This is a genomic window from Pseudoalteromonas sp. TB64 (assembly GCF_000498095.1).
In the GTDB taxonomy this organism is placed as follows: domain Bacteria; phylum Pseudomonadota; class Gammaproteobacteria; order Enterobacterales; family Alteromonadaceae; genus Pseudoalteromonas.
Genome location: NZ_AUTQ01000158.1, coordinates 1 through 20,658, shown reverse-complemented (window position 1 = coordinate 20,658; position 20,658 = coordinate 1). Strand labels below are relative to the sequence as shown.

Below are 20,658 nucleotides of genomic sequence, written 5' to 3'. Positions count from 1 at the left end.
ATATTATAATTTTAAACATATATTTTAAGTTCAGTATCGTTAACTAAGGAGATGTTCATGTCAGTCATAAAAATGGCAGATTTAGATTTAAACGGCAAGCGCGTATTAATTCGTGAAGATTTAAATGTACCAATTAAAGCAGGTAAAGTGACGTCAGATGCGCGTATTCGTGCAGCACTACCTACTATTAAATTAGCCCTTGAAAAAGGCGCTAAAGTAATGATTATGTCTCACCTTGGTCGTCCTACAGAAGGCGAGTACGACGAAGCGTTTTCGCTTGCGCCTGTAGTTGATTACTTAAACGATGCGCTTGAACAAACTGTACGTTTAGAAAAAGATTACCTAAACGGTGTTGATGTTGCCGATAACGAAGTTGTTGTGTTTGAAAATGTGCGCTTTAACAAAGGCGAGAAAAAAGATGACGAAGCGTTATCTAAACAACTTGCAGCACTGTGTGATGTTTACGTAATGGATGCATTTGGTACGGCTCACCGTGCACAAGCTTCTACGCATGGCGTTGGTTTGTTTGCAGATGTTGCGTGTGCTGGCCCTTTGTTATCGGCTGAACTTGAAGCATTAGGCAAAGCACTTGATAACCCAGCTCGTCCTTTAGTGGCAATTGTAGGCGGTTCAAAAGTATCTACTAAGTTAACTGTTTTAGATTCACTTTCTAAAATTGTTGACCAACTAGTTACTGGTGGCGGTATTGCTAATACCTTTATTGCAGCGTCAGGTTATCCTGTTGGTAAGTCGCTTTATGAGGCTGATTTAATGGATGAAGCAAACCGTTTATGTGCAGCAGCTGTTGCTAATAATGGTGAAATTCCGGTGCCGACCGACGTAGTAGTTGGTAATGAGTTTTCGGAATCTGCTGTAGCTACACTTAAAGATGTAAGCGAAGTGACAAGCGACGATATGATTTTTGATATTGGCCCTGATACAGCGAGCAAGCTTGCAAAAATTATTGCAAATGCGGGCACTGTTGTATGGAATGGTCCTGTTGGCGTGTTTGAGTTTGACCAGTTTGGTAATGGTACTCGTGCTATTGCTCAAGCTATTGCTAACTCAAATGCGTTTTCGATTGCTGGTGGCGGTGATACCCTAGCTGCAATTGATAAATACGGTATTAGCGACAAAATATCTTATATTTCTACCGGTGGTGGTGCGTTCTTAGAGTTTTTAGAAGGCAAAAAACTTCCTGCTGTTGAAATGCTAGAATCACGCGCTAAGTAATTTATTTTACTTAGGCGTAAGCGGGTGGGGTTTACTCCACCTGCGACAATTAATTATTAAATACCTCTCACCCTAATTTAATAGTTAATTTATACGGAATTTTACTGCAAAGCAGTGGTTTTTCGTGGCGTTGTAGTAACGCCAAACTAACACATCCGTTCAAACTAGATGGTAGGGAACTACTGTCGATAAATTGGAGAATACCCAATGGCTTTAATCAGTATGCGACAACTTTTAGATCATGCAGCAGAGCATGGTTACGGCGTACCTGCTTTTAACGTTAATAACCAAGAGCAAATGCGCGCAATAATGGAAGCGGCTGACAAAACAAACAGCCCAGTAATCGTTCAAGGATCAGCTGGCGCTCGTGCTTACGCTGGTGCTCCATTTATCCGTCATATGATTTTAGCAGCCGTTGAAGAATGGCCACATATCCCAGTTGTAATGCATCAAGATCACGGCACATCGCCAGGTGTATGCCAACGTTCAATTCAGCTTGGTTTTTCATCTGTAATGATGGATGGCTCATTAATGAGCGATGGTAAAACCCCTTCAAGCTACGAATACAATGTAGAAGTAACGCGCGAAACTGTTGCTATGGCGCATGCCTGTGGCGTATCGGTTGAAGGCGAGCTAGGTGTATTAGGTTCACTTGAAACAGGTGAAGCTGGCGAAGAAGATGGCGTTGGTGCAGAAGGTATATTAACTACTGAGCAAATGCTAACAGACCCTGAAGAAGCCGCTGACTTTGTAAATAAAACACACGTTGATGCACTTGCAATTGCCTGTGGTACATCGCATGGCGCTTATAAGTTTACACGCCCACCAACCGATGACATTTTAGCAATTGACCGTATTAAAGCGATTCATGCGCGTATTCCTAACACGCATTTAGTTATGCATGGTTCGTCTTCTGTTCCACAAGAATGGTTAGAAATTATTAATCAGTACGGTGGCGAAATTCCAGAAACTTACGGCGTACCTGTTGAGCAGATTGTTGAAGGTATTAAGTTTGGTGTTCGTAAGGTAAATATTGATACCGATTTACGTTTAGCATCGACTGGTGCAATTCGTCGTCATATGGCGCTAAATCCATCTAACTTCGATCCGCGTAAATACCTAGCCGAAGCGACTAAAGCAATGACAGAAATTTGTGTTGCACGCTACAACTCGTTTGGTACCTCTGGTCAGGCTAGTAAAATTAAGCCAATTTCACTTGATGAAATGCACCTTAAGTATTTAAGCGGTGAGCTAGATCCTAAAATTAGATAATTGATCATTTTATAACTGATCATTTTTAAAGCCAGTAACTTAGTTGCTGGCTTTTTTAATGCTTGTAACTTTATCTTACAGATTACACTTGTGAGATCACTGCATTACTAACGTTGTATTTTGGGATCACGCATTTACTAACATAAGTAATTTTGGATCATTACTTTACTAAGTAAAATACACATTGACGGTATTTTAAGCTTTAAAATAATCTGATCGTTATATGTTTGTATAAACAATCAACAGTTTAGATGTTTGACTAGGTACAACTCTGATCTGTAAATAGATCAGCTTGGTAAAAATCTGATCTTTTATTATGGGCTTAGTAAAATACAGATCTATTTTTGTACATGTTGATGCTTATACAAGCGTGTTTATCGGTTTGAAATTGTGTTTAAAGCTATTTTTTAAACAATCGATCAGTTAAAAAAGTATGGTTAGTAAAATATTGATCCCAGTAAATTAGCTTTATTTAGCAACATATAGAAAGAGGTGGGGTGGCTAAATTTGTAAAAAGTCTTTGTTTATATAAATTTATCGCAAATCACTTTTTACTGACTGAAATACTAAAATGTTTAAAAATATGGTGTTAATGAGATTTATTGTCACTATTTTGTGTTTTTTTTACCATCATTTTCATTTACACGTTACACTTTCATAAAAATGTCATACTTAGTCATAATAATGAAAACTAATTCGATAGCGTAAGAGATAAATTGGAATGTCACGTAAAGTACTAGTCGTAGATGACGAAGCTCCTATTAGGGAGATGCTGGTTTTTGTTTTAGAGCAAAATGGATTTCAAGCAATTGAAGCAGAAGATTACGACTCTGCTATTGCTGCTATGGTTGAACCGTATCCTGATATGGTTTTACTTGATTGGATGTTACCAGGTGGTAGTGGTATTCAAATTGCTAAAAAATTCAAACAAAATGAACACACACGCCAAATACCAATTATTATGCTTACGGCACGCGGTGAAGAAGAAGACAAAGTACGCGGTCTTGAAGTAGGCGCAGATGATTACGTAACTAAGCCGTTCTCTCCTAAAGAACTTATGGCGCGTATTAAAGCAGTTATTCGCCGTGTATCGCCAACCTCATTAGAGGAAGCTATTGAAGTACATGGCTTACGCTTAGACCCAATCTCGCATCGTGTTACCTCAGAGGGTAATGAGCTTGATATGGGACCAACCGAATTTAGATTACTGCACTTTTTTATGACCCACCCAGAGCGTGTTTATAGTCGTGAACAATTACTAGATCATGTATGGGGTACCAATGTGTATGTAGAGGATCGCACTGTTGATGTGCATATTCGTCGTTTACGTAAAGCAATTGGATCACTTGGACATGACCGTTTAGTACAAACTGTACGTGGTGCCGGTTATCGTTTTTCAAGTAAGCTGTGATCAGCTTAAAGTTTAGTTAATGTGTGAAATACACATGTATTACTACTCTAAGGTAAAGTGAGTGTATGTATCGAGTTGTTAATAAACAGGCATTAGTAAAACGCCTGTTTATCTATTTTTTACCCTTACTATTAATTGGTGTGCTAGTTGGCGCACCATTTTTGCTTTTATTTTTAGGATCTTTTTCTCTTCTTGTTTGGCACTACCATCAACTTTATCGTTTGAGTGATTGGCTACTTAATCAACGTAGCTTTAATCCGCCTGAAGGTGAAGGGGCATGGGAGCAAGTGTTCGAAGGTATTTATCATCTGCAACATCGTAATCGTAAAAAACGTAATGAACTTGCCGATTTAATTCGCCGTTTTCGTGATGGTGCAGAAGCTGTACCTGATGCCGTTGTGGTGCTGCAAAACGATTTAAGTATTGTGTGGTGTAATCAACTTGCACTTAAAGTACTTGGTTTGCAGTGGCCGGGGGATCATGGCCAGCGACTTGATAATTTAATACGCGAACCTAAGTTTGCCAAATATATGCACAAAGGCGAGTTTGACGATGCGCTTGAGCTTGATAATGGGCATGCTGTGGAGCAAGTACTTGAATTTAGGGTAATGCCATATGCAAGTACGCAGCTTATGGTGGTAGTGCGAGATGTAACGCGTTTAAAACAACTTGAGCAAATGCGTAAAGACTTTGTGGCAAATGTATCGCACGAACTTCGAACTCCACTAACGGTTATTGCCGGTTATCTTGAAATGATGGATGGCGATATGATGCCGCCACCGGCTATGTGGGGTAAAGCACAAAAAACAATGCTTGAGCAATGCAAACGGATGGATAGTTTAGTTAGCCAACTATTGTCGCTTTCGCGTATTGAAGGTGCACGCCGCCAAGATAACGATAAAGCAATTAATGTTCCCCAGTTACTTACTTATATTCAAACAGAAGCGCAATCAATCAACCAAGATAAAGCGCACGAGCTTATTTTTGATATAGACACCTCTTTAGATATTAAAGGCTCTGAGGACGAATTACGCAGTGCATTTTCTAATTTAGTATTTAACGCTATTCATTACACAAAGCCTGGTGGCAAAGTAGAAGTGTGTTGGCAGCGTAAAAATGACAAAGCGTGCTTTAGTGTTATCGACAACGGTGATGGTATTGCAGCAGAGCATATTAACCGTTTAACTGAGCGTTTTTATCGAGTAGATAAAGCACGCAGTAGAACAACTGGTGGCTCCGGTTTAGGCTTAGCTATTACAAAGCATGTGTTAACACGCCACGATAGCCAATTAAATATTACGAGTGAAGTAGGTAAAGGATCGTGTTTTTCTTTTGAATTTTCAATGGATAAGATTGTTCCATTAACTAAAAAATTAAGCTAATCAGTCAAGTCATAAAAGTGTCATTTAAGAGTAATGTAACTGTCATGTACTCACTTTAGAGTGGGCACCAGTTACAAAATGGGACGAACAAACTGGAGAACCCTACATGAAATTTAAAAATTTAGTTGCCGCAATGGGTGTGGCTGTTACAACTTTCGTATCTGCTCAAGCTTTTGCTCTAGATCAAAATATTCCTGAGTATCAAAAAATTAGCGGTGTTTCAGGCAACTTTTCATCAGTAGGTTCAGATACTTTAGCCAACATGATGACGTTTTGGGCTGAAGAGTACAAACGTATTTACCCAAATGTAAATATTCAAATTCAGGCAGCAGGTTCTTCTACTGCTCCACCGGCACTTACCGAAGGTACAGCTAACCTTGGTCCTATGAGCCGTAAAATGAAATCAAAAGAAATCGAAGCGTTCGAAAAACGCTACGGCTACAAACCAACAGAAGTGCGCGTAGCAATTGACGCACTAGCTGTTTATGTTCATAAAGATAACCCAATTGAAGGCCTTCGTATTGACCAAGTAGATGCTATTTTTTCATCTACTCGCAAATGTGGTGCGTCTGAGCAAGTAAATCGTTGGAGTGATGTTGGCTTAACAGGTAACTGGGCAGCAAGAGACATTCAGCTTTACGGACGTAACTCTGTATCGGGTACTTACGGTTACTTCAAAAAGAAAGCATTGTGTAAAGGTGACTTTCGTAACAACGTAAATGAGCAACCTGGTTCTGCATCAGTAGTACAGTCAATTTCATCGTCATTAAATGCAATTGGTTACTCTGGTATTGGTTATAAAACATCGGGTGTACGTACTGTACCACTTGCTAAAAAAGGCGATAACTTTGTTGATGCAACATTAGATAACGTTGCTAAAGGTAAATATCCGTTGTCTCGCTTTTTATATGTTTATGTAAACAAGCACCCAAATAAGCCGTTGTCTCCAATGGAAGCACAGTTCTTAAAAATGGTACTTTCAAAAGACGGTCAGCAAATTGTAGAAAAAGATGGTTATGTACCACTTTCTGCAAAGCTAGTAGAAGTAGAACTTAAAAAGCTTGGTTTAAATTAAATAGACCATAATATAGCAAATATAAAAGCCAGTTAATGACATTCATTAACTGGTTTTTTTGTTTAAAGTACATTTATTAAAAACGTGTTTTTTAAAGGCATCTGATTGATAGCCAATATAAATAAACTAATGCAGAGGTAATTACAGAGGTAGTTACAGAGTTACTTTATTATAAATCCCACTTTGTAGTTAATTATCCTTTAGTGAATGAATCCTATCTAAAATACTCATCTTAAAAAATCATTACTTTGGTAATAAAAAACAATTGCACAACTTTCCTAAAAACATAATTTCTATAGCATGATAATTAATCACAGTGATGATTTTCTACGATTCAATAAATAGAGTTTTAGATATGAAGATTCTCGTGTTTTTACCTAAAGCACAAGACGTTTTTAATGAGGATGGATCTTTGCAAACAGATGAAGATCAAATTACATGGTTTGACTATTTTAGCCGAACCTTTAATCGACTTATTTGGTGGGGTGAGGCAACAAAAGAGCACCGTTCATTAGTTGACCCACATAATATGATTAAAGACTTTAAAGCAACGCCGAGTGGACGTAACGCGCCTTAAATTTACATGCGGCGATGTTTAAGGCATAAAAAAACCGCCAACTAAGCGGTTTTTTTAAAACTAAAAACAAAAACTAAATTATAAATTACCTAAGTTTTCAGCTTGTACTTTACACTGATTATAGCTCTCAACACATTTACCAGAGCATACTTGTTGTTTTAAGCCTTCGCCAATTGATTGCTGTTCGCAGTTAGTTTCGCATTGATAGTTTTGTTGAGCACACTGGTTAAGTTCAGGGCTTTCTATTTGGTTTTGACAACCTGCTAAAACTAAAAAAGTAAGGGCGGCTACGCTTGTTTTAATTAAAGTTTGCATGCTTCTTATCCTTAAAAATAGAGTCGCAATAATATTAAATTTCGACCTGAATGTTGTCGATCAATCTAACACCACCAAAATAGGCTGCGGCTAAAATCACAAATTGTGTATCATCGAGTGTAGCATTTTTTAATGTATCTCGTTGAGCTATCTCAAAATAGTCAGGCTTTAAACCTGCTTGAGCTAAATTATGTTTAGCTTCTTCTTCAAGTTTTACAAAGTCTTTATTGCCACTTTTTAGCTGCTCTGCACAAGTATTAAGTGCTTTAAACAATATAGTTGCAGTTGTTTTTTGCTCATCGGATAAATAACCATTACGCGAACTCATAGCAAGCCCAGATACTTCGCGCATGGTAGGCACACCAATTACTTCAACCGGAATTGATAAGTCGCGCGCCATGGTTTTAATAACTTGCAGTTGCTGAAAGTCTTTTTCACCAAAGCAGGCGTAGTCAGGTTGTACTAAGTTAAATAACTTAGTAACGACTGTTGCAACGCCTCTAAAATGACCTGGGCGAGAGCCACCACAGTAACCCAGCGAAATATCAGGTACATCCACAAAGCTTTGTGCACCTAATCCATTAGGATAAATAGTTTCTGTGCTTGGCGTAAATACAATATCGGTTCCGAGCTCCGCTAAACCTTGTTTATCTTCGTTTAACGTACGAGGGTAATTATCTAAATCTTCGTTAGCACCAAATTGCATTGGGTTAACAAAAATACTAACGACGACTTTATCTGCTAAGTTTTTTGCTTTTTCTACTAACGAAAAATGCCCGCGATGCAAGTTACCCATAGTTGGCACTAGTGCAACGCTAAGACCCGCTTGGCGCCATGCTTTAATTTGACTACGTAACGATCTGATTTCAGTTATTGATTGCATTATTTAAACTCGTGTTCAGCGCTTGGAAATGCGCCACTTTTAACATCGGTACAATACTTTTGAACTGCTTCAGGCATGTTGCCTGTTTCAAGTAAAAAGTTCTTAGAAAATTTAGGAATATACCCAGCTGAAATACCTACTAAGTCATGCATTACCAGTATTTGACCGTCTGTTAAGTTACCAGCGCCTATTCCTATAGTAGGAATGCTTATCGCATCGGTAATGCGTTTAGCAAGTGCACTTGGAATGCATTCTAGTACTAATAATTGCGCGCCAGCCGCTTCTAACGCTTTTGCATCTGCAATCATTTCAAGTGCTTTACTCTCTTCACGACCTTGTATTTTAAAGCCCCCAAATACGTGAACAGATTGCGGCGTAAGACCTAAATGCCCACATACCGGAATACCTTGTTGGGTAAGCGCTTGAATACTTTCGTAAAGCCATTCTCCGCCTTCAAGTTTTACCATATTAGCGCCTGCGCGCATTAGTTCTGCTGCATTTTTACAGGTATCGCTTACGCTTGAATAAGTCATGAAAGGTAAGTCCGCAATAACAAATAATTCGCGACTACCTGCGCGTACACAACGGGTATGATATGCAATATCTTGATTGGTCACGCCAAGCGTGTCGTCGCCACCTTGAAGTACCATGCCCAAAGAGTCGCCGACTAAAATAACTTCAACGCCGTTATCATGAAATAACTTTGCAAAACTAGCGTCGTAGGCTGTTAATGCAGTAATTTTGTTATTTTCTGCTTTCATTTTGTTCAAAGTAGAAACGGTTATTTTAGACATAATATTCCTCGCAGGCATAAGCCTAGGTTAATTACAGAGGTAATTGTTGTAAGTCATTGAGCGGTAAATTATTTGCAATATCCTGCAATGCAACGCCGCTAGGTAAAATGAGTTTGGGTGCTAATTCTAACAATGGATACACTACAAACTCACGAACGTTCAAACCATAATGAGGCACTGTTAAGCGCGTGGTATTTATAATTTTATCGCCAAATAATAGGGTGTCTATATCAAGTGTACGTGGACCCCAACGCTCGGCTTTTCTAACTCGCCCATGCTCAAGCTCTATACTTTGTGTTAAATCCAGTAATTGCTCAGGCTCAAGGCTTGTTTTAATACATGCAACGGCGTTTATGTAATCGGGTTGATCTTGTGGGCCCATCGGCTTACTTGCATAGTAATGCGATACGCTTACAAACTCACAATCAGGCAGCTTTTTAAGCGCAGTTATTGCGTTATCAAGCTGTTCTTTTGGTGAGTTTAGATTGGCACCTAAACCCAAATAAACACAGTGCATATTATTACTCGGTTGGTTTTTTAGGCGCGCGTCGACGAGTGCGTTTACGTGGTTTAGGACCGCCTTGATGACCCAAGTTTTTAACCATGTCTTTTTGACCGTTAATATCTTGGCTTAGGTATTGTGTCCACCACTGTGCAAGCTCAGTATGCTGCGTTTCGCCAGCATCCACACGTAGCAATAAAAAGTCGTAAGCGGCTTTAAAGCGAGGCTGCTGAGTTAATCTGTAAGCACGTTGTCCTGCACGTTTATCTAAACGATGCTGAATATGCCAAATATCTCGTGCGCCTAACGTAAAGCGTTTTGGTACTGCAATATGTTGAGAGCTTTCACTGAGTACTTTATTCATTGCTTGTGCAAAGGCATCGTACTCAAGTATTTGCTCTTGTTCTTGAATCTTTTTAGTGTGCTCCAATAACGGGAACCAAAGCAGTGCAGCAAAAATAAACGCAGGCGTTACTTTTTTATTTGAATTTATACGCTTGTCGGTATTTTGAAACATTTGCTGAACGAGTTTGTTTTCAAGACCGTCAGGGTTTTTATCTAAAATTTTATCTAGTTCAGGGAATAACGAACGGAATAAACCGTATTTACGCAGCATTAAAAAGTTTGCTTCAGCTTTACCATTTAAAAACAGCTTAAGTATTTCTTCAAACAAACGCGCAGGCGGAATGTTATCAAGTAAGTTTGCTAGTTCAGCTATTGGCTTTTCGCTGTTTGGCGCAATGCTCATATCAAGTTTTGTTGCAAAGCGTACCGCACGTAACATACGCACAGGGTCTTCTCGGTAACGCGTTTCTGGGTCACCAATTAACTCAATTTGTTTAGCTTTTATTGCGGCTAAACCATTGGCGTAATCGTGAATGCTAAAATCGTTGATTGAGTAGTAAAGCGCGTTAATTGAAAAGTCGCGGCGTTCTGCATCTTCTTCAATACTGCCAAATACGTTATCGCGAAGTAATTGACCTTCATCGCTTGATTGGCTTATTTGGTTTTTATCTTCTGGCGCTTCGTGGTGCCCGCGCATAGTCGCTACTTCAATAATTTCACGACCAAATACGATGTGTGCTAAACGAAAGCGACGACCTATTAAACGGCAATTTCTGAACAGTTTTTTTACTTGATCAGGTGTCGCGTTTGTTACTACATCAAAATCTTTTGGTTGCTGACCTAACAATATATCGCGAATACAACCACCAACTAAGTAGGCATCGTAGCCACCGTCTTTTAAACGATAAAGTACTTTGATTGCATTTGGGCTAAATTGTTTGCGAGAGATACCATGTTCACCACGAGTGATCACTAACGGTTCGCTGCTAACAGATGCACTTACAGGCGTGTTTTCGGCACTCGTATTTGGGCCGATTATTTGTCTGCAAAATTGAAAAAGCTTGGAAATAATAATCTGTCTCCTAGAAGGTGTTGATTGGCTCGCCATCGCAATCAAAAACTACAGCAAGTATAGGTGTTATAACGTAATACTAACTGTTTAACGTAAATAGCATATATTTAGGCGGGTATCATATACCAGCAGGGTTTAAAAATTAAGTTGATGTGTTGAAATTAAGCCGTTTTTAGTGATTTTTATTTACTTAATTGTGTAAATTGGATGGCTTGGCTAGTTGGATGCTGAGAAATTTGTATTTCAGGTACGTGTGGAACCTGTTTTAAGTTAAATTTGTTTACTCCCCATGCCATTAACTGCTCAATATTTAAGTCCATTAAATTAGCGTTTATTGGTAAACCTAAAAACTCGAATGCACTTATTAATGCCGGTTTTGGATTTTGTTTACTTATGGCGGGTGCATAGTTTTGTTTAGAAAGCTTAAATCCTGGTTTAGCTACAGCTAACGGTAAATGTGCAAATTCAGGTATTGGGTTATTAAGCTGTTTAAACAAACTAATTTGTCGTGCTGTTGGCTCAATTAAATCTGCGCCCCTTACAATACGATTAATACCTTGCTCAATATCATCAACCACTACTACAAGTTGATAGGCAAATAAACCATCGCTACGTTTTATTAAGTAATCTTCATGGGCGAGGGCGCTATTGACGTTAATATCGCCTTGAATAAGATCATTAAATTGCGTTGTTGCATGAGTTTGAATAAGACGAAGTGCGCCAGTATTTGTGTTGTGCTTAAGCGCTTTACAATGCCCTTTATAAATACCACCAATGGCTTTTATTTGTTTTCGAGTGCAGTTACACCCATAAATAAGGTTTTGCCTTAAAAGGGAGTTAACGGTGTCTTGGTATAAATTAAGGCGCTGCGTTTGATAAACAACAGGTTCGTCCCAGTATAGGGCATAGGCTTGTAAGGTCTTTAGAATATCGGTGTCGGCGTTTTTAATAACGCGCGTGGTGTCTATATCTTCAATACGGACTAACCATTTTCCTTGATTTGCTTTTGCATCAAGGTAACTACCTACAGCCGCCACAAGTGAACCAAAATGTAATGGTCCAGAAGGAGACGGTGCAAAACGCCCGCGATATTTACACATAGGCGCAGTAACGGCTGTAGGAGGCATAACTAATTAATATAAATTAATTAGCCGCGTCCAGATTGCTTTTCTTTAATTTCTGCAAGTGTTTTACAGTCTACGCATAAATCAGCAGTTGGGCGCGCTTCTAAGCGGCGTATGCCAATTTCGATGCCACAAGACTCACAAAAGCCAAAATCATCTTCTTTAATCAAATTAATTGTTTTTTCAATTTTTTTGATTAGTTTACGTTCGCGGTCACGTGTTCTAAGTTCTAAAGAGAACTCTTCTTCTTGTGCTGCGCGGTCAACTGGGTCTGGAAAGTTGGCTGCTTCGTCTTGCATGTGCGACTTTGTACGATCAACTTCGTTACGAAGATCGTTACGCCAAGTTTCTAAAATCGTTCTAAAATGAGCACGTTGTGCATCATTCATGTACTCTTCGCCTGGTTTTTCTTGGTATGGTTCTAAACCGGCTTGAGCCAATAAACCATGTTTCTTTTGGTCTGGCATAACTATCTCCTAAATCCTTAATTTAATGCCTCAGCATTAGCCGGCGGTATAAATAACAGAAACTTATATCCTAGGCAAATTTATTTTTAATTAATCGAATTAGCTTCAACCATATTTAGTGATTTAAAAGCGTATTAATATCTTGTTTACACTTTTATTCATTCACGTATTCGCTTTCTAAAACTTGCCTTGTTATGTGGGCAAAACTTTTAAAAACAAGTTAGTTTAGTGAATTCAAAACGACTATTTTAAAGTTTTACTAAAGTTTAGTGCTATTTAAAAATTTCAATTAACTTAATTCTTTGTATTTATAGATTTTTATATAAATGAAATTTTTGTATGAAGTGTAACTTCATTTGCAGAAATAATAGCTTTGTAAGCCAATACCTCAACGCCTTTGTTAATTGCTTGGTTTAATAACTGAGCATATTTTTCATCTATATGCGCCGCAGCACTGACGGTATTTATCCCTTCATGCAAAATGGCAAACAGTAGTACGGCGCGATGCCCTTGTTCGACCATTTCTATTAATTCACGAATATGTTTTTGTCCGCGAACTGTTTGTGTATCAGGAAAATAACCTTGTCCATTGTGTGTATCATTTTCACTTAATAAAGTGACCGATTTAACCTCTACGTAGCAATCTGGCTTATTTTTACTTGTAAGTAAAAAGTCGATACGGCTGTTTTCGCTACCATATTTTACTTCGCTTTGTAATTGTTCGTAATGTGTAAGCTCGCTAATAACGTTGTTATTTATTGCTTCTTCTACCACTTTATTTGCTATGGCTGTATTTACACATATAAGTTGCGATAAATGGTTTTGGGTAAGCTCTAATGAATGCGGGTACTTTCGTTTAGTATTATTGCTTGTGGAATAAAAAGCATTAAAACCAGGCTCTGCGCATCCCGTCATTTTACCTGTGTTAGCACAATGCGCGGTAAATTCAGAACCGTCATTAAGCTGTAAGTCGGCTAAAAAACGTTTATAGCGCCTTAATAATGTAGCTGATTGCAGTGCTGGCGTATATTTCATAATAACTTCCAAGGCGTAAATGCTAAGCAGTAGCGTGATTTATGTTATTTATCTCAAGCTGTTGGGAACTTAAGCGCTCTATAGTAAACTCGGTGGCACATTTAAGTGCAAAGGTATTCTAACATGAGTGAAAAATTTGTTGTTCAACTAAGCGAGCAGTCTGCGCCAAGCCATTGGGGCGAAAATGCGTCGTTATCTTTTAACGAGCATGGTGCAACGGTTCATTTGTCTGAACAAGAAACATTAAAGAATGTTCAAAAAGCAGGTCGTACTATTGCAATCCAAGGCGTTAAAAACGTTGAATTAGCAGGCGACACTTGGTGCACAGAAAGCCAGTGGGCTTTTTACCAAGGTTTTGTAACACCAAAATCATTAGATGGTGTTGAGTTTGTTGATAACGCACAATCAGATATTAAAGAACTTGCTTACTTAAAAACATCGGCAATTTGGGCGCGTGAAATGGTTAACGGTACAGCCGATGACATTTACCCTGAAAGCCTAGCTGAAAAAGCCGCTGAATTTATTCAATCATTAGCGCCTGAACACGTAAGCTACCAAATCATTAAAGGCGATGCATTATTAGAGCAACAGTGGATTGGTATTCACGCTGTTGGTCGTGGCAGCGTTCGTCCACCAGTATTGCTTGAGCTTGATTACAACCCTACTAGCGATGAAAATGCGCCAGTAAGTGCTGCACTTGTAGGTAAAGGTATTACGTTTGACTCAGGCGGTTACTCTATTAAGTCGAGCGAAGGTATGCTTGGTATGAAATGCGACATGGGCGGTGCTGCAACAGTAACTGCAGGTTTAGCATTGGCTATTAATCGTGGTATTGAAAAACGTATTAAGCTGTTTTTATGTTGTGCTGAGAACTTAATCTCGGGTCATGCATATAAGTTAGGTGACATTCTTACTTATAAAAATGGTACAACAGTTGAAATCGTAAATACTGATGCAGAAGGGCGTTTAGTGCTAGCTGATGGCTTAATGGCCGCAGGAGAGACAGGCGCACCACTTATTATTGACGCTGCAACACTTACCGGTGCTGCATTAGTTGCTGTTGGTCAAGAGTACAATGCATTATTTGCGCTTGATAAAGAGTTTGTACGTGAAGTTGAAGGATTTGCTTGCCAAGAAATGGAAGCTGCTTGGCCTCTACCTCTTGAAAAATGGCATCAGCAAAACTGTCCATCACCTTACGCTGATACAGCTAATAGCCGTGCACAAAAAGGTGGCGGTTACGGCGGCGCATCAAATGCGGCAGGCTTTTTATCACGCTTTGTACCAAACGATGGTAAAGGTTGGGTACACATTGATTTAGCTGCGGCATTTAACATGAGTAGCACAAACCAATGGGCTGCGGGTGCAACAACGCAAGGTATGCGTACGGTTGCACGTACTTTGCTAGAAAAAGCATAATATAAATTAGTTTTAAAATAGGCGCTCACAAGCGCCTATTTTTTTTGTGCGCAAGGCAAGCAATTTAGTTCGATTTACGGTAAAATCCGTCGCCAATACCTGTTTGAGTTGAATCTTGGCTTTATTTTAAGCTGTGCTCAAATGTTATTCTCACCACTGGGGTTTTTAACTATGTCAGATAAGTGCTACATCACAGCTCAACAGCTGCTTGAAGATTCGTTCCGCGTAGCGGCACAAGTATATAAAGATGGGTTTCGTCCAGACTTTATTATTGGTATTTGGCGAGGTGGTGCACCAATTGGTATTGCGGTGCAAGAATTTTATGATTACAAAGGTATTGAGACAGACCACATTGCAGTGCGTACCTCGTCTTATTACGGTATTGGTAAGCAGTCAAAAGAAATTAAAGTACACGGTTTACATTACATTGTTGAAAACGCGAATGCTGGCGATTCACTTTTAATTGTTGATGACGTGTTTGATTCTGGTCGCAGTATTTTTGCGTTAAAAGAAAAGCTTTCTGAGCTTATGCGCTTAAACTTACCGCGCGATATTCGTATTGCATGCCCATATTACAAACCTAAAAACTCTAAAGTAGACATGAAGCCAGATTATTATATTCATGAGTCTGAAGAGTGGTTAGTGTTCCCGCATGAACTTTCGGGTTTAACGCCGGATGAAATTATTGCTGGTAAATCTGATCTTGCAAAAATACACGATATTTTGTTAGAAAAGTAATATACAAATATAACTAACTTGAATGGTGGAGAGTTAATTGCTTAACCAAAATTCAAGATAAATAAAAAAGGCCGTTAAGGCCTTTTTTGTGTTTAAAGTTTAGCTAATTGCTTAGTTAACTGCTTGGTTAACTATTTAAGCAACCAGTTTAAAGCTGAGCAAAGCTATCTACGTATTCACTTAGCCTTGGTATATCTACGGCTTGTAAGCCATCGTTACTTCTCAGTACTAAGCCTTTTTCTACTAGCTCTGTAACAACACGCCTGTAAGCGCGCTCAGTTGTTGCAAAGCGTTCTGCTTCAGCATTTACCGTTGGGTAGGCACGAAGTAGCGTAGGGTTGTTATTCTCCGCTCTTAATAAGCAATCTTTTGCTATGTTGTAGCTCAAAGGCAGTAATAGCTTATCTAAATTGATCTTTTGATTTTCTTGAAATTTAGCTGCAATAGTTTGTGCGGTATAAAGGCTAAGCTCTGGCTTTTCAAGTAATAGCGTACGCCAATGCCTAAGCTCAATAAGATTATATGTAACATCGCTAAAGCACGTTACCGTATAAATACAGGGGTTATTATTAAGCGCTTCTATTTCGCCAATAAGAGTATTATTGCAATCCAATTGACCTAGCAGCAGGCGTCGTCCATTACCTACGTCGTAACTAAACGACACAGTACCACTGCGCACAAGCACAAGCTTGCTTAAGGGCTGATCTTGGTGGATAAGCACTTCTTTTTTTGACTGCTGATAACTACTACCCGCAAAGGTGAGGAGTTGGTCAACAAGGTAACTAGAAAAATGGTATTGAAACATCAATGCGCTCTTCGGACAAATGTCCTATTTATTACACCTTAATGACGTTAGCATTACGGCTCTAAGAATTTATGCTAACTTGCTACTATTATTAGCCTTGCTAATAATATTATTTAACCTTCATTTCCCGTGTAATGATTTAGGAAGCTGCTGGCAATTGCCGGCAAACTTTTTTAAGGTTTTTAAGCAAGTTAGCTTTTTTATTTTGTTGTAATACCAATCCACACTAATCTTTAATCAATTTTAGAGCTAAACTTGGCGCTAACTGTGTTAAAAATTTCTGATTTAGAACAACTAAATAACGAAATTTTTGCCTTGTTATCGCCCCTGTTTTCTTAGCTCAAAATAAATTACTTAATTAAGAAAATTGGTATAACTTTGCAATACTTATATGTGCAATAAGTTAGCAGTAATGTAATGCTAACCTAAAGCCTAGGAGAGAACAATTGAGTTGGGAATATTTAGGTTATATTGCATCAGCTTTATTAGTTGCATCGTTAACAATGACAGACCTAGTGAAGCTACGTTGGTACAACATGTTTGGTTGTATGGTCTTTACAGCGTACGGTGTTGCGATAGGTGCAGTGCCCGTTATTTTTACGAATGGCTTACTGTCGCTTGTAAATTTATATCACATTATAAAAATATATCGCCAGCCTAAAGCCGAAGCGCCTAAAAGCTGAAGTAAAAAAGGGTTAACTTGCGTTAACCCTTTTTTGTTTTTATTTAATCTATTGAATTGCGTCTAACATTATTCCATCTGTTCTGCGCGTTGGGTATAACGATTCCACTATAAAGCTCGGTATAAATCCTTTAGCCGAAGACACCACTACTTTTGATTTAGCACCAATAATACGAGCGTTAACGATAACGCCTCTGTTGGTGTAAGTAAGTGTGCCCGTTAATGTGTATTCTATATGCGGATAACCTTTAAGGTCTTTACCATTTCGGCTAAACGAAAAATCACCCATTGGTGTTACATGCACTGTTCCTGTGTGTTTGTAATCAACTACAGACAATCCAAATTCTTGTAATTCTGTTATAAAACTCTCAGCTAAATGATTACCAAAAATATTTGTTGTTTGCAGATTGTCGTCTAAATTTACAAAAGACGTAATAGCGATAGGTGTTGTGCTATTTATATAGTTCATGTTTTCAATTAGTTTCATAGCTAACTGTTCAGTGTAATTACTTAGTAATTTACTGCTATTAATTGGGCGGTAGTTGTTTTCTGGAAATTGCCAATTACTTACGCGAGGCTGATAGTTCTCAGTGTATTTAGCATTATGCGCGTGATTTTGCGAATTGTTATTATGTGGAGCATGACCGTTATATACAGGGTGAGTAGAACAAGCTGAAAGTGAAAGTGTAAAAAGTGCCGATAAAGTTAAAGATATCTTTTTTGATAACATGTTTTCTTCCTGAAACATAAGGGGAATTTTAAATTACCCAACCTTATCGACACACTTTTTGATTACTTTAGTTAATTTTTATAATTAATTCGTTTATTTGCATTTATTTTTTTGATGTAACCTCATCTTTTTCATAACGAAGCGTACCTGCAATCCATGTTTGCAGCACATTGGTTTTATAAATTTCGTCAACCGGCACTTTAAAATAGTCTTTATCGATTAAAATAAAGTCAGCCCATTTACCCTTTTCTAAGCTGCCAATTTTAAACTCTTGATGAGCCGCATAAGCGCCCCCTAAAGTAAACGCTCGCAGGGCATCTTCTCTACTTAGGACTTCACTTGCACGCCAGCCATTAGCGGGTAGTTGTTCATGATCCATACGTGTAATTGCAGAATATAAACCATCAAACGGATTAGCTAATTCAACAGGGTAATCAGAACCTGCAGCAATAACTGAACCTTGCTTTAAAAAGGTTTTCCACGCATAAGCACCACTTAATTGTTTTTCGGTTAAGCGTTGCTCTGCCATGTGCATATCTGATGTAGCATGCACAGGTTGCATTGATGGAATTATTTTTAGTGCTTTAAAGCGAGGGATGTCGTCGGGCGTTACTATTTGCGCATGCTCTATGCGGTTACGAAGTAATATGCCACCTGTTTTTTTAAATACGTTTTGGTAGGCATCAAGTACCACTTTGTTTGCTTTGTCGCCAATAGCATGTGTGTTTGCACTAAAACCACTTTTAAAGCTTAGGGTAAAAAGCGCTTCAAGTTTTTCTTGAGTTTCGAGCATTAAACCATGGTAGTTAGCTCTATCTGCATAATCTTCAATGAGTGCTGCACCACGAGATCCTAACGCACCATCTGCGTATACTTTAACGCTACGAATAGACATGAAGTCGTTAGCATCTTGATAACGACCCGCTTTTAACATCGTTTTTAAATCGGGACTTGCACCACTAAGCATCGCAACAATACGTACTGGCAAATTACCAAGCTTGCTTCGTTCTTTGTATACTTCCCATGTGGTTTTATCAATACCTGCATCGTGGGTTGATGTAATACCTAAGCTAAGTAAATGCTTGCCTGCTGCATCAAGAGAGTCGCTAATATCTAGCTTTGATGGCGCTGGCATATGTTGTGTAATTAATGCCTCGGCTTTATCTACAAATATACCAGTAGGATTGCCAAATTCATCTTTAATTATTTCGCCGCCATCTGGCGCTTTTGTTTGAGCCGTAATGCCAGCTAGTTCAAGCGCTTTTGAATTAACCCAAATAGCATGGCTATCTATACGCGAAAGCACAACAGGTCTATCTTTTACTACTTTGTCTAAATCAGCTGCGGTAGGAAACTGCGCATTATCCCAAAGTTCCTGATTCCAACCCCTGCCAATAATCCAATCTTGCTTATTGTCAGCAAATATATTTAGTTTTTCCGTAATTTCATTTACAGACTTTGCGCCACGGACATCAAGCTGCGATAAATTATCACCTAACCCAATAACGTGCCCATGCGCATCAATTAAACCTGGTAGCAATGTATTACCGTTTGCATCAATTAACTTTGCATTGGGGTAGCTGTTTTTTAATGTATCGCCACCTAGCTTTACTACTTTGCCATCTTTTATTACAAGGGTAGAAAACTGTTGAACTTCGCCTTTTAGCATTTTTCCTTTATATAAAGGGGTATAACCATTGGCGTTATAGATTACTTTAGTTTGTGCAATAGCGTAGCTAGAACCAGCACAAAGGCTAGCGAGTATGAGTGGTTTTATGATTTTTTTGAGTAACATGAGGCATTATTTTTTATTGTTTGTACGTTAACACTAGCAAAACCATTTTTATAATACCAACAACTTGAGATAAGGGTTTTTTATATAGGGGAGACCGGCGCTGTTTACGAAAGAGGTCATTAGGGCGTGTTGATCTTTGCGGTATAAAAAACAAACAGCATGAGGATAAGGTATAATTGAATTCGCTAAAAAACGTTACACCGAACCCTCATGCCAAGATTAATGTTAACAGACGCGACATGGAATGTCTTATCAAAAGTAATGCACTTAAGTGGTCGAATTTATAATAAGCCTGAGCATAGAAAAACGCTCGAAGGCATACTCTATAAGATGCGTACCGGTATTCCTTGGCGAGATTTACCGTCTTATTTCGGCTCGTGGAGTGCTATCTATAGACGATTTAATTTATGGTCCAAAAAAGATATTTTGAATGAATTATTTCGTGTGTTATCCCACTATGCTGATATGGATTGGATCTTTATTGATGGCAGTATTGTCAGGGCTCACCAGCATAGTTGCGGTGCAAGAACCGCTGGCAATGAATCAATCGGTAAGAGTCGAGGTGGCAATTCGACTAAAATTCATCTTGCAGTAGATAGCGGAGGATTGCCTGTTTATTATGAATTATCCTGTGGAAATACGCATGATATCGTCCATGCAGAGTCACTTGTAGACAATTGCCCAACGAGTAATGTGGTTGTCGCAGATAAAGGCTACGATAGTGAAAAACTAAGAGAGTTTATTCGTGATAATAGCGCTACACCCGTTATTCCACGCAAGGATAACAGTTTAGTGGGTAATGAAGATATTGACTGGTGCATGTACAAATATAGGCACTTAGTTGAGAATGCCTTTGGTCGGATCAAACAATATAGAGGGATAGCTACAAGGTATGAAAAGCTTGAACGGAATTATCATTCCATGCTCGCTTTAGCATTTACTATGATGTGGCTACCAATGTGGGCTGATTAATATATATACTACAAAGATCAACAGCCCCTA

General features: G+C 38.7%; 21 protein-coding genes. 10 read left to right on the top strand and 11 right to left on the bottom strand.

Features of this window, described 5'->3' with window-relative positions; genetic code table 11:
• Positions 1-57: 57 nt before the first annotated feature.
• The 6 genes from L647_RS0113305 (at position 58) to L647_RS0113280 (ending at position 6,950) form a co-directional block, all read left to right on the top strand.
• Entirely contained in the window at positions 58-1,233 is a 1,176-nt protein-coding gene (locus L647_RS0113305; protein WP_024611531.1) for a phosphoglycerate kinase, read from the top strand.
• Between the two features lie 207 nt (positions 1,234-1,440).
• Positions 1,441-2,505, top strand: a complete 1,065-nt coding sequence (gene fba, locus L647_RS0113300; protein ID WP_007377491.1) for a class II fructose-bisphosphate aldolase — start codon at positions 1,441-1,443, stop codon at positions 2,503-2,505.
• A gap of 721 nt (positions 2,506-3,226) precedes the next feature.
• Positions 3,227-3,916, top strand: a complete 690-nt coding sequence (phoB, locus tag L647_RS0113295; RefSeq protein ID WP_024611530.1) for a phosphate regulon transcriptional regulator PhoB — start codon at positions 3,227-3,229, stop codon at positions 3,914-3,916.
• Positions 3,917-3,981: 65 nt separating this feature from the next.
• Positions 3,982-5,298, top strand: a complete 1,317-nt coding sequence (gene phoR / locus L647_RS0113290; protein WP_024611529.1) for a phosphate regulon sensor histidine kinase PhoR — start codon at positions 3,982-3,984, stop codon at positions 5,296-5,298.
• A 106-nt stretch (positions 5,299-5,404) separates the two neighbouring features.
• Entirely contained in the window at positions 5,405-6,373 is a 969-nt protein-coding gene (locus L647_RS0113285; RefSeq protein ID WP_024611528.1) for a phosphate ABC transporter substrate-binding protein PstS family protein, read from the top strand.
• A 355-nt stretch (positions 6,374-6,728) separates the two neighbouring features.
• Positions 6,729-6,950, top strand: a complete 222-nt coding sequence (locus tag L647_RS0113280) for a hypothetical protein (protein ID WP_139015447.1) — start codon at positions 6,729-6,731, stop codon at positions 6,948-6,950.
• Positions 6,951-7,028: 78 nt separating this feature from the next.
• Here L647_RS0113280 and L647_RS0113275 read toward each other — a convergent pair whose 3' ends face one another.
• The 8 genes from L647_RS0113275 to sfsA form a co-directional block, all read right to left on the bottom strand.
• Entirely contained in the window at positions 7,029-7,265 is a 237-nt protein-coding gene (locus L647_RS0113275; protein ID WP_024611526.1) for a hypothetical protein, read from the bottom strand.
• A gap of 34 nt (positions 7,266-7,299) precedes the next feature.
• Positions 7,300-8,148, bottom strand: a complete 849-nt coding sequence (panC, locus tag L647_RS0113270) for a pantoate--beta-alanine ligase (RefSeq protein WP_024611525.1) — start codon at positions 8,146-8,148, stop codon at positions 7,300-7,302.
• Positions 8,148-8,942, bottom strand: a complete 795-nt coding sequence (gene panB, locus L647_RS0113265; protein ID WP_024611524.1) for a 3-methyl-2-oxobutanoate hydroxymethyltransferase — start codon at positions 8,940-8,942, stop codon at positions 8,148-8,150. Before panB ends, panC begins: the two co-directional genes overlap by 1 nt.
• A 31-nt stretch (positions 8,943-8,973) precedes the next feature.
• Positions 8,974-9,459: a 2-amino-4-hydroxy-6-hydroxymethyldihydropteridine diphosphokinase gene (folK, locus tag L647_RS0113260; RefSeq protein WP_024611523.1), complete on the bottom strand. Its 486-nt coding sequence runs from the start codon at positions 9,457-9,459 to the stop codon at positions 8,974-8,976.
• 4 nt (positions 9,460-9,463) lie between these two features.
• The gene (pcnB, locus tag L647_RS0113255) at positions 9,464-10,897 is read right to left on the bottom strand and encodes a polynucleotide adenylyltransferase PcnB (protein WP_024611522.1); all 1,434 of its coding nucleotides are present in this window, start codon (positions 10,895-10,897) and stop codon (positions 9,464-9,466) included.
• 146 nt (positions 10,898-11,043) lie between these two features.
• Positions 11,044-11,988 (bottom strand): tRNA glutamyl-Q(34) synthetase GluQRS, encoded by a 945-nt coding sequence (gene gluQRS, locus L647_RS0113250; RefSeq protein ID WP_024611521.1) that lies wholly within the window; start codon positions 11,986-11,988, stop codon positions 11,044-11,046.
• Between the two features lie 20 nt (positions 11,989-12,008).
• Positions 12,009-12,452: an RNA polymerase-binding protein DksA gene (gene dksA, locus L647_RS0113245; RefSeq protein WP_024611520.1), complete on the bottom strand. Its 444-nt coding sequence runs from the start codon at positions 12,450-12,452 to the stop codon at positions 12,009-12,011.
• Between the two features lie 318 nt (positions 12,453-12,770).
• Positions 12,771-13,487, bottom strand: a complete 717-nt coding sequence (sfsA, locus tag L647_RS0113240; protein WP_024611519.1) for a DNA/RNA nuclease SfsA — start codon at positions 13,485-13,487, stop codon at positions 12,771-12,773.
• Positions 13,488-13,610: 123 nt separating this feature from the next.
• Between sfsA and pepB the strand changes: the two genes are divergently transcribed.
• On the top strand, positions 13,611-14,906 hold the full coding sequence (gene pepB, locus L647_RS0113235; RefSeq protein WP_024611518.1) for an aminopeptidase PepB: 1,296 nt from the start codon (positions 13,611-13,613) through the stop codon (positions 14,904-14,906).
• Positions 14,907-15,077: 171 nt separating this feature from the next.
• Positions 15,078-15,644 carry a phosphoribosyltransferase family protein gene (locus L647_RS0113230; RefSeq protein ID WP_024611517.1) on the top strand — a complete coding sequence of 189 codons (567 nt, stop codon included), beginning with the start codon at positions 15,078-15,080 and terminating at the stop codon, positions 15,642-15,644.
• A gap of 148 nt (positions 15,645-15,792) precedes the next feature.
• On the opposite strand, the gene L647_RS0113225 is transcribed toward L647_RS0113230, so the two are convergent.
• Positions 15,793-16,449, bottom strand: a complete 657-nt coding sequence (locus L647_RS0113225) for a Crp/Fnr family transcriptional regulator (protein WP_024611516.1) — start codon at positions 16,447-16,449, stop codon at positions 15,793-15,795.
• Positions 16,450-16,895: 446 nt separating this feature from the next.
• Between L647_RS0113225 and L647_RS0113220 the strand changes: the two genes are divergently transcribed.
• Positions 16,896-17,132, top strand: a complete 237-nt coding sequence (locus L647_RS0113220) for a YgjV family protein (protein WP_024611515.1) — start codon at positions 16,896-16,898, stop codon at positions 17,130-17,132.
• A gap of 48 nt (positions 17,133-17,180) precedes the next feature.
• On the opposite strand, the gene L647_RS0113215 is transcribed toward L647_RS0113220, so the two are convergent.
• Entirely contained in the window at positions 17,181-17,861 is a 681-nt protein-coding gene (locus L647_RS0113215) for a FlgO family outer membrane protein (RefSeq protein ID WP_024611514.1), read from the bottom strand.
• A gap of 103 nt (positions 17,862-17,964) precedes the next feature.
• Positions 17,965-19,656, bottom strand: coding sequence for an amidohydrolase (locus tag L647_RS0113210; protein ID WP_024611513.1), 1,692 nt, complete (start codon positions 19,654-19,656; stop codon positions 17,965-17,967).
• A gap of 210 nt (positions 19,657-19,866) precedes the next feature.
• Here L647_RS0113210 and L647_RS0113205 point away from each other — a divergent pair, with 210 nt between their 5' ends.
• A complete protein-coding gene (locus tag L647_RS0113205; protein ID WP_024611512.1) occupies positions 19,867-20,628 on the top strand; it encodes an IS5 family transposase in 762 nt (253 codons plus the stop codon).
• The last annotated feature ends 30 nt before the right edge of the window (positions 20,629-20,658 follow it).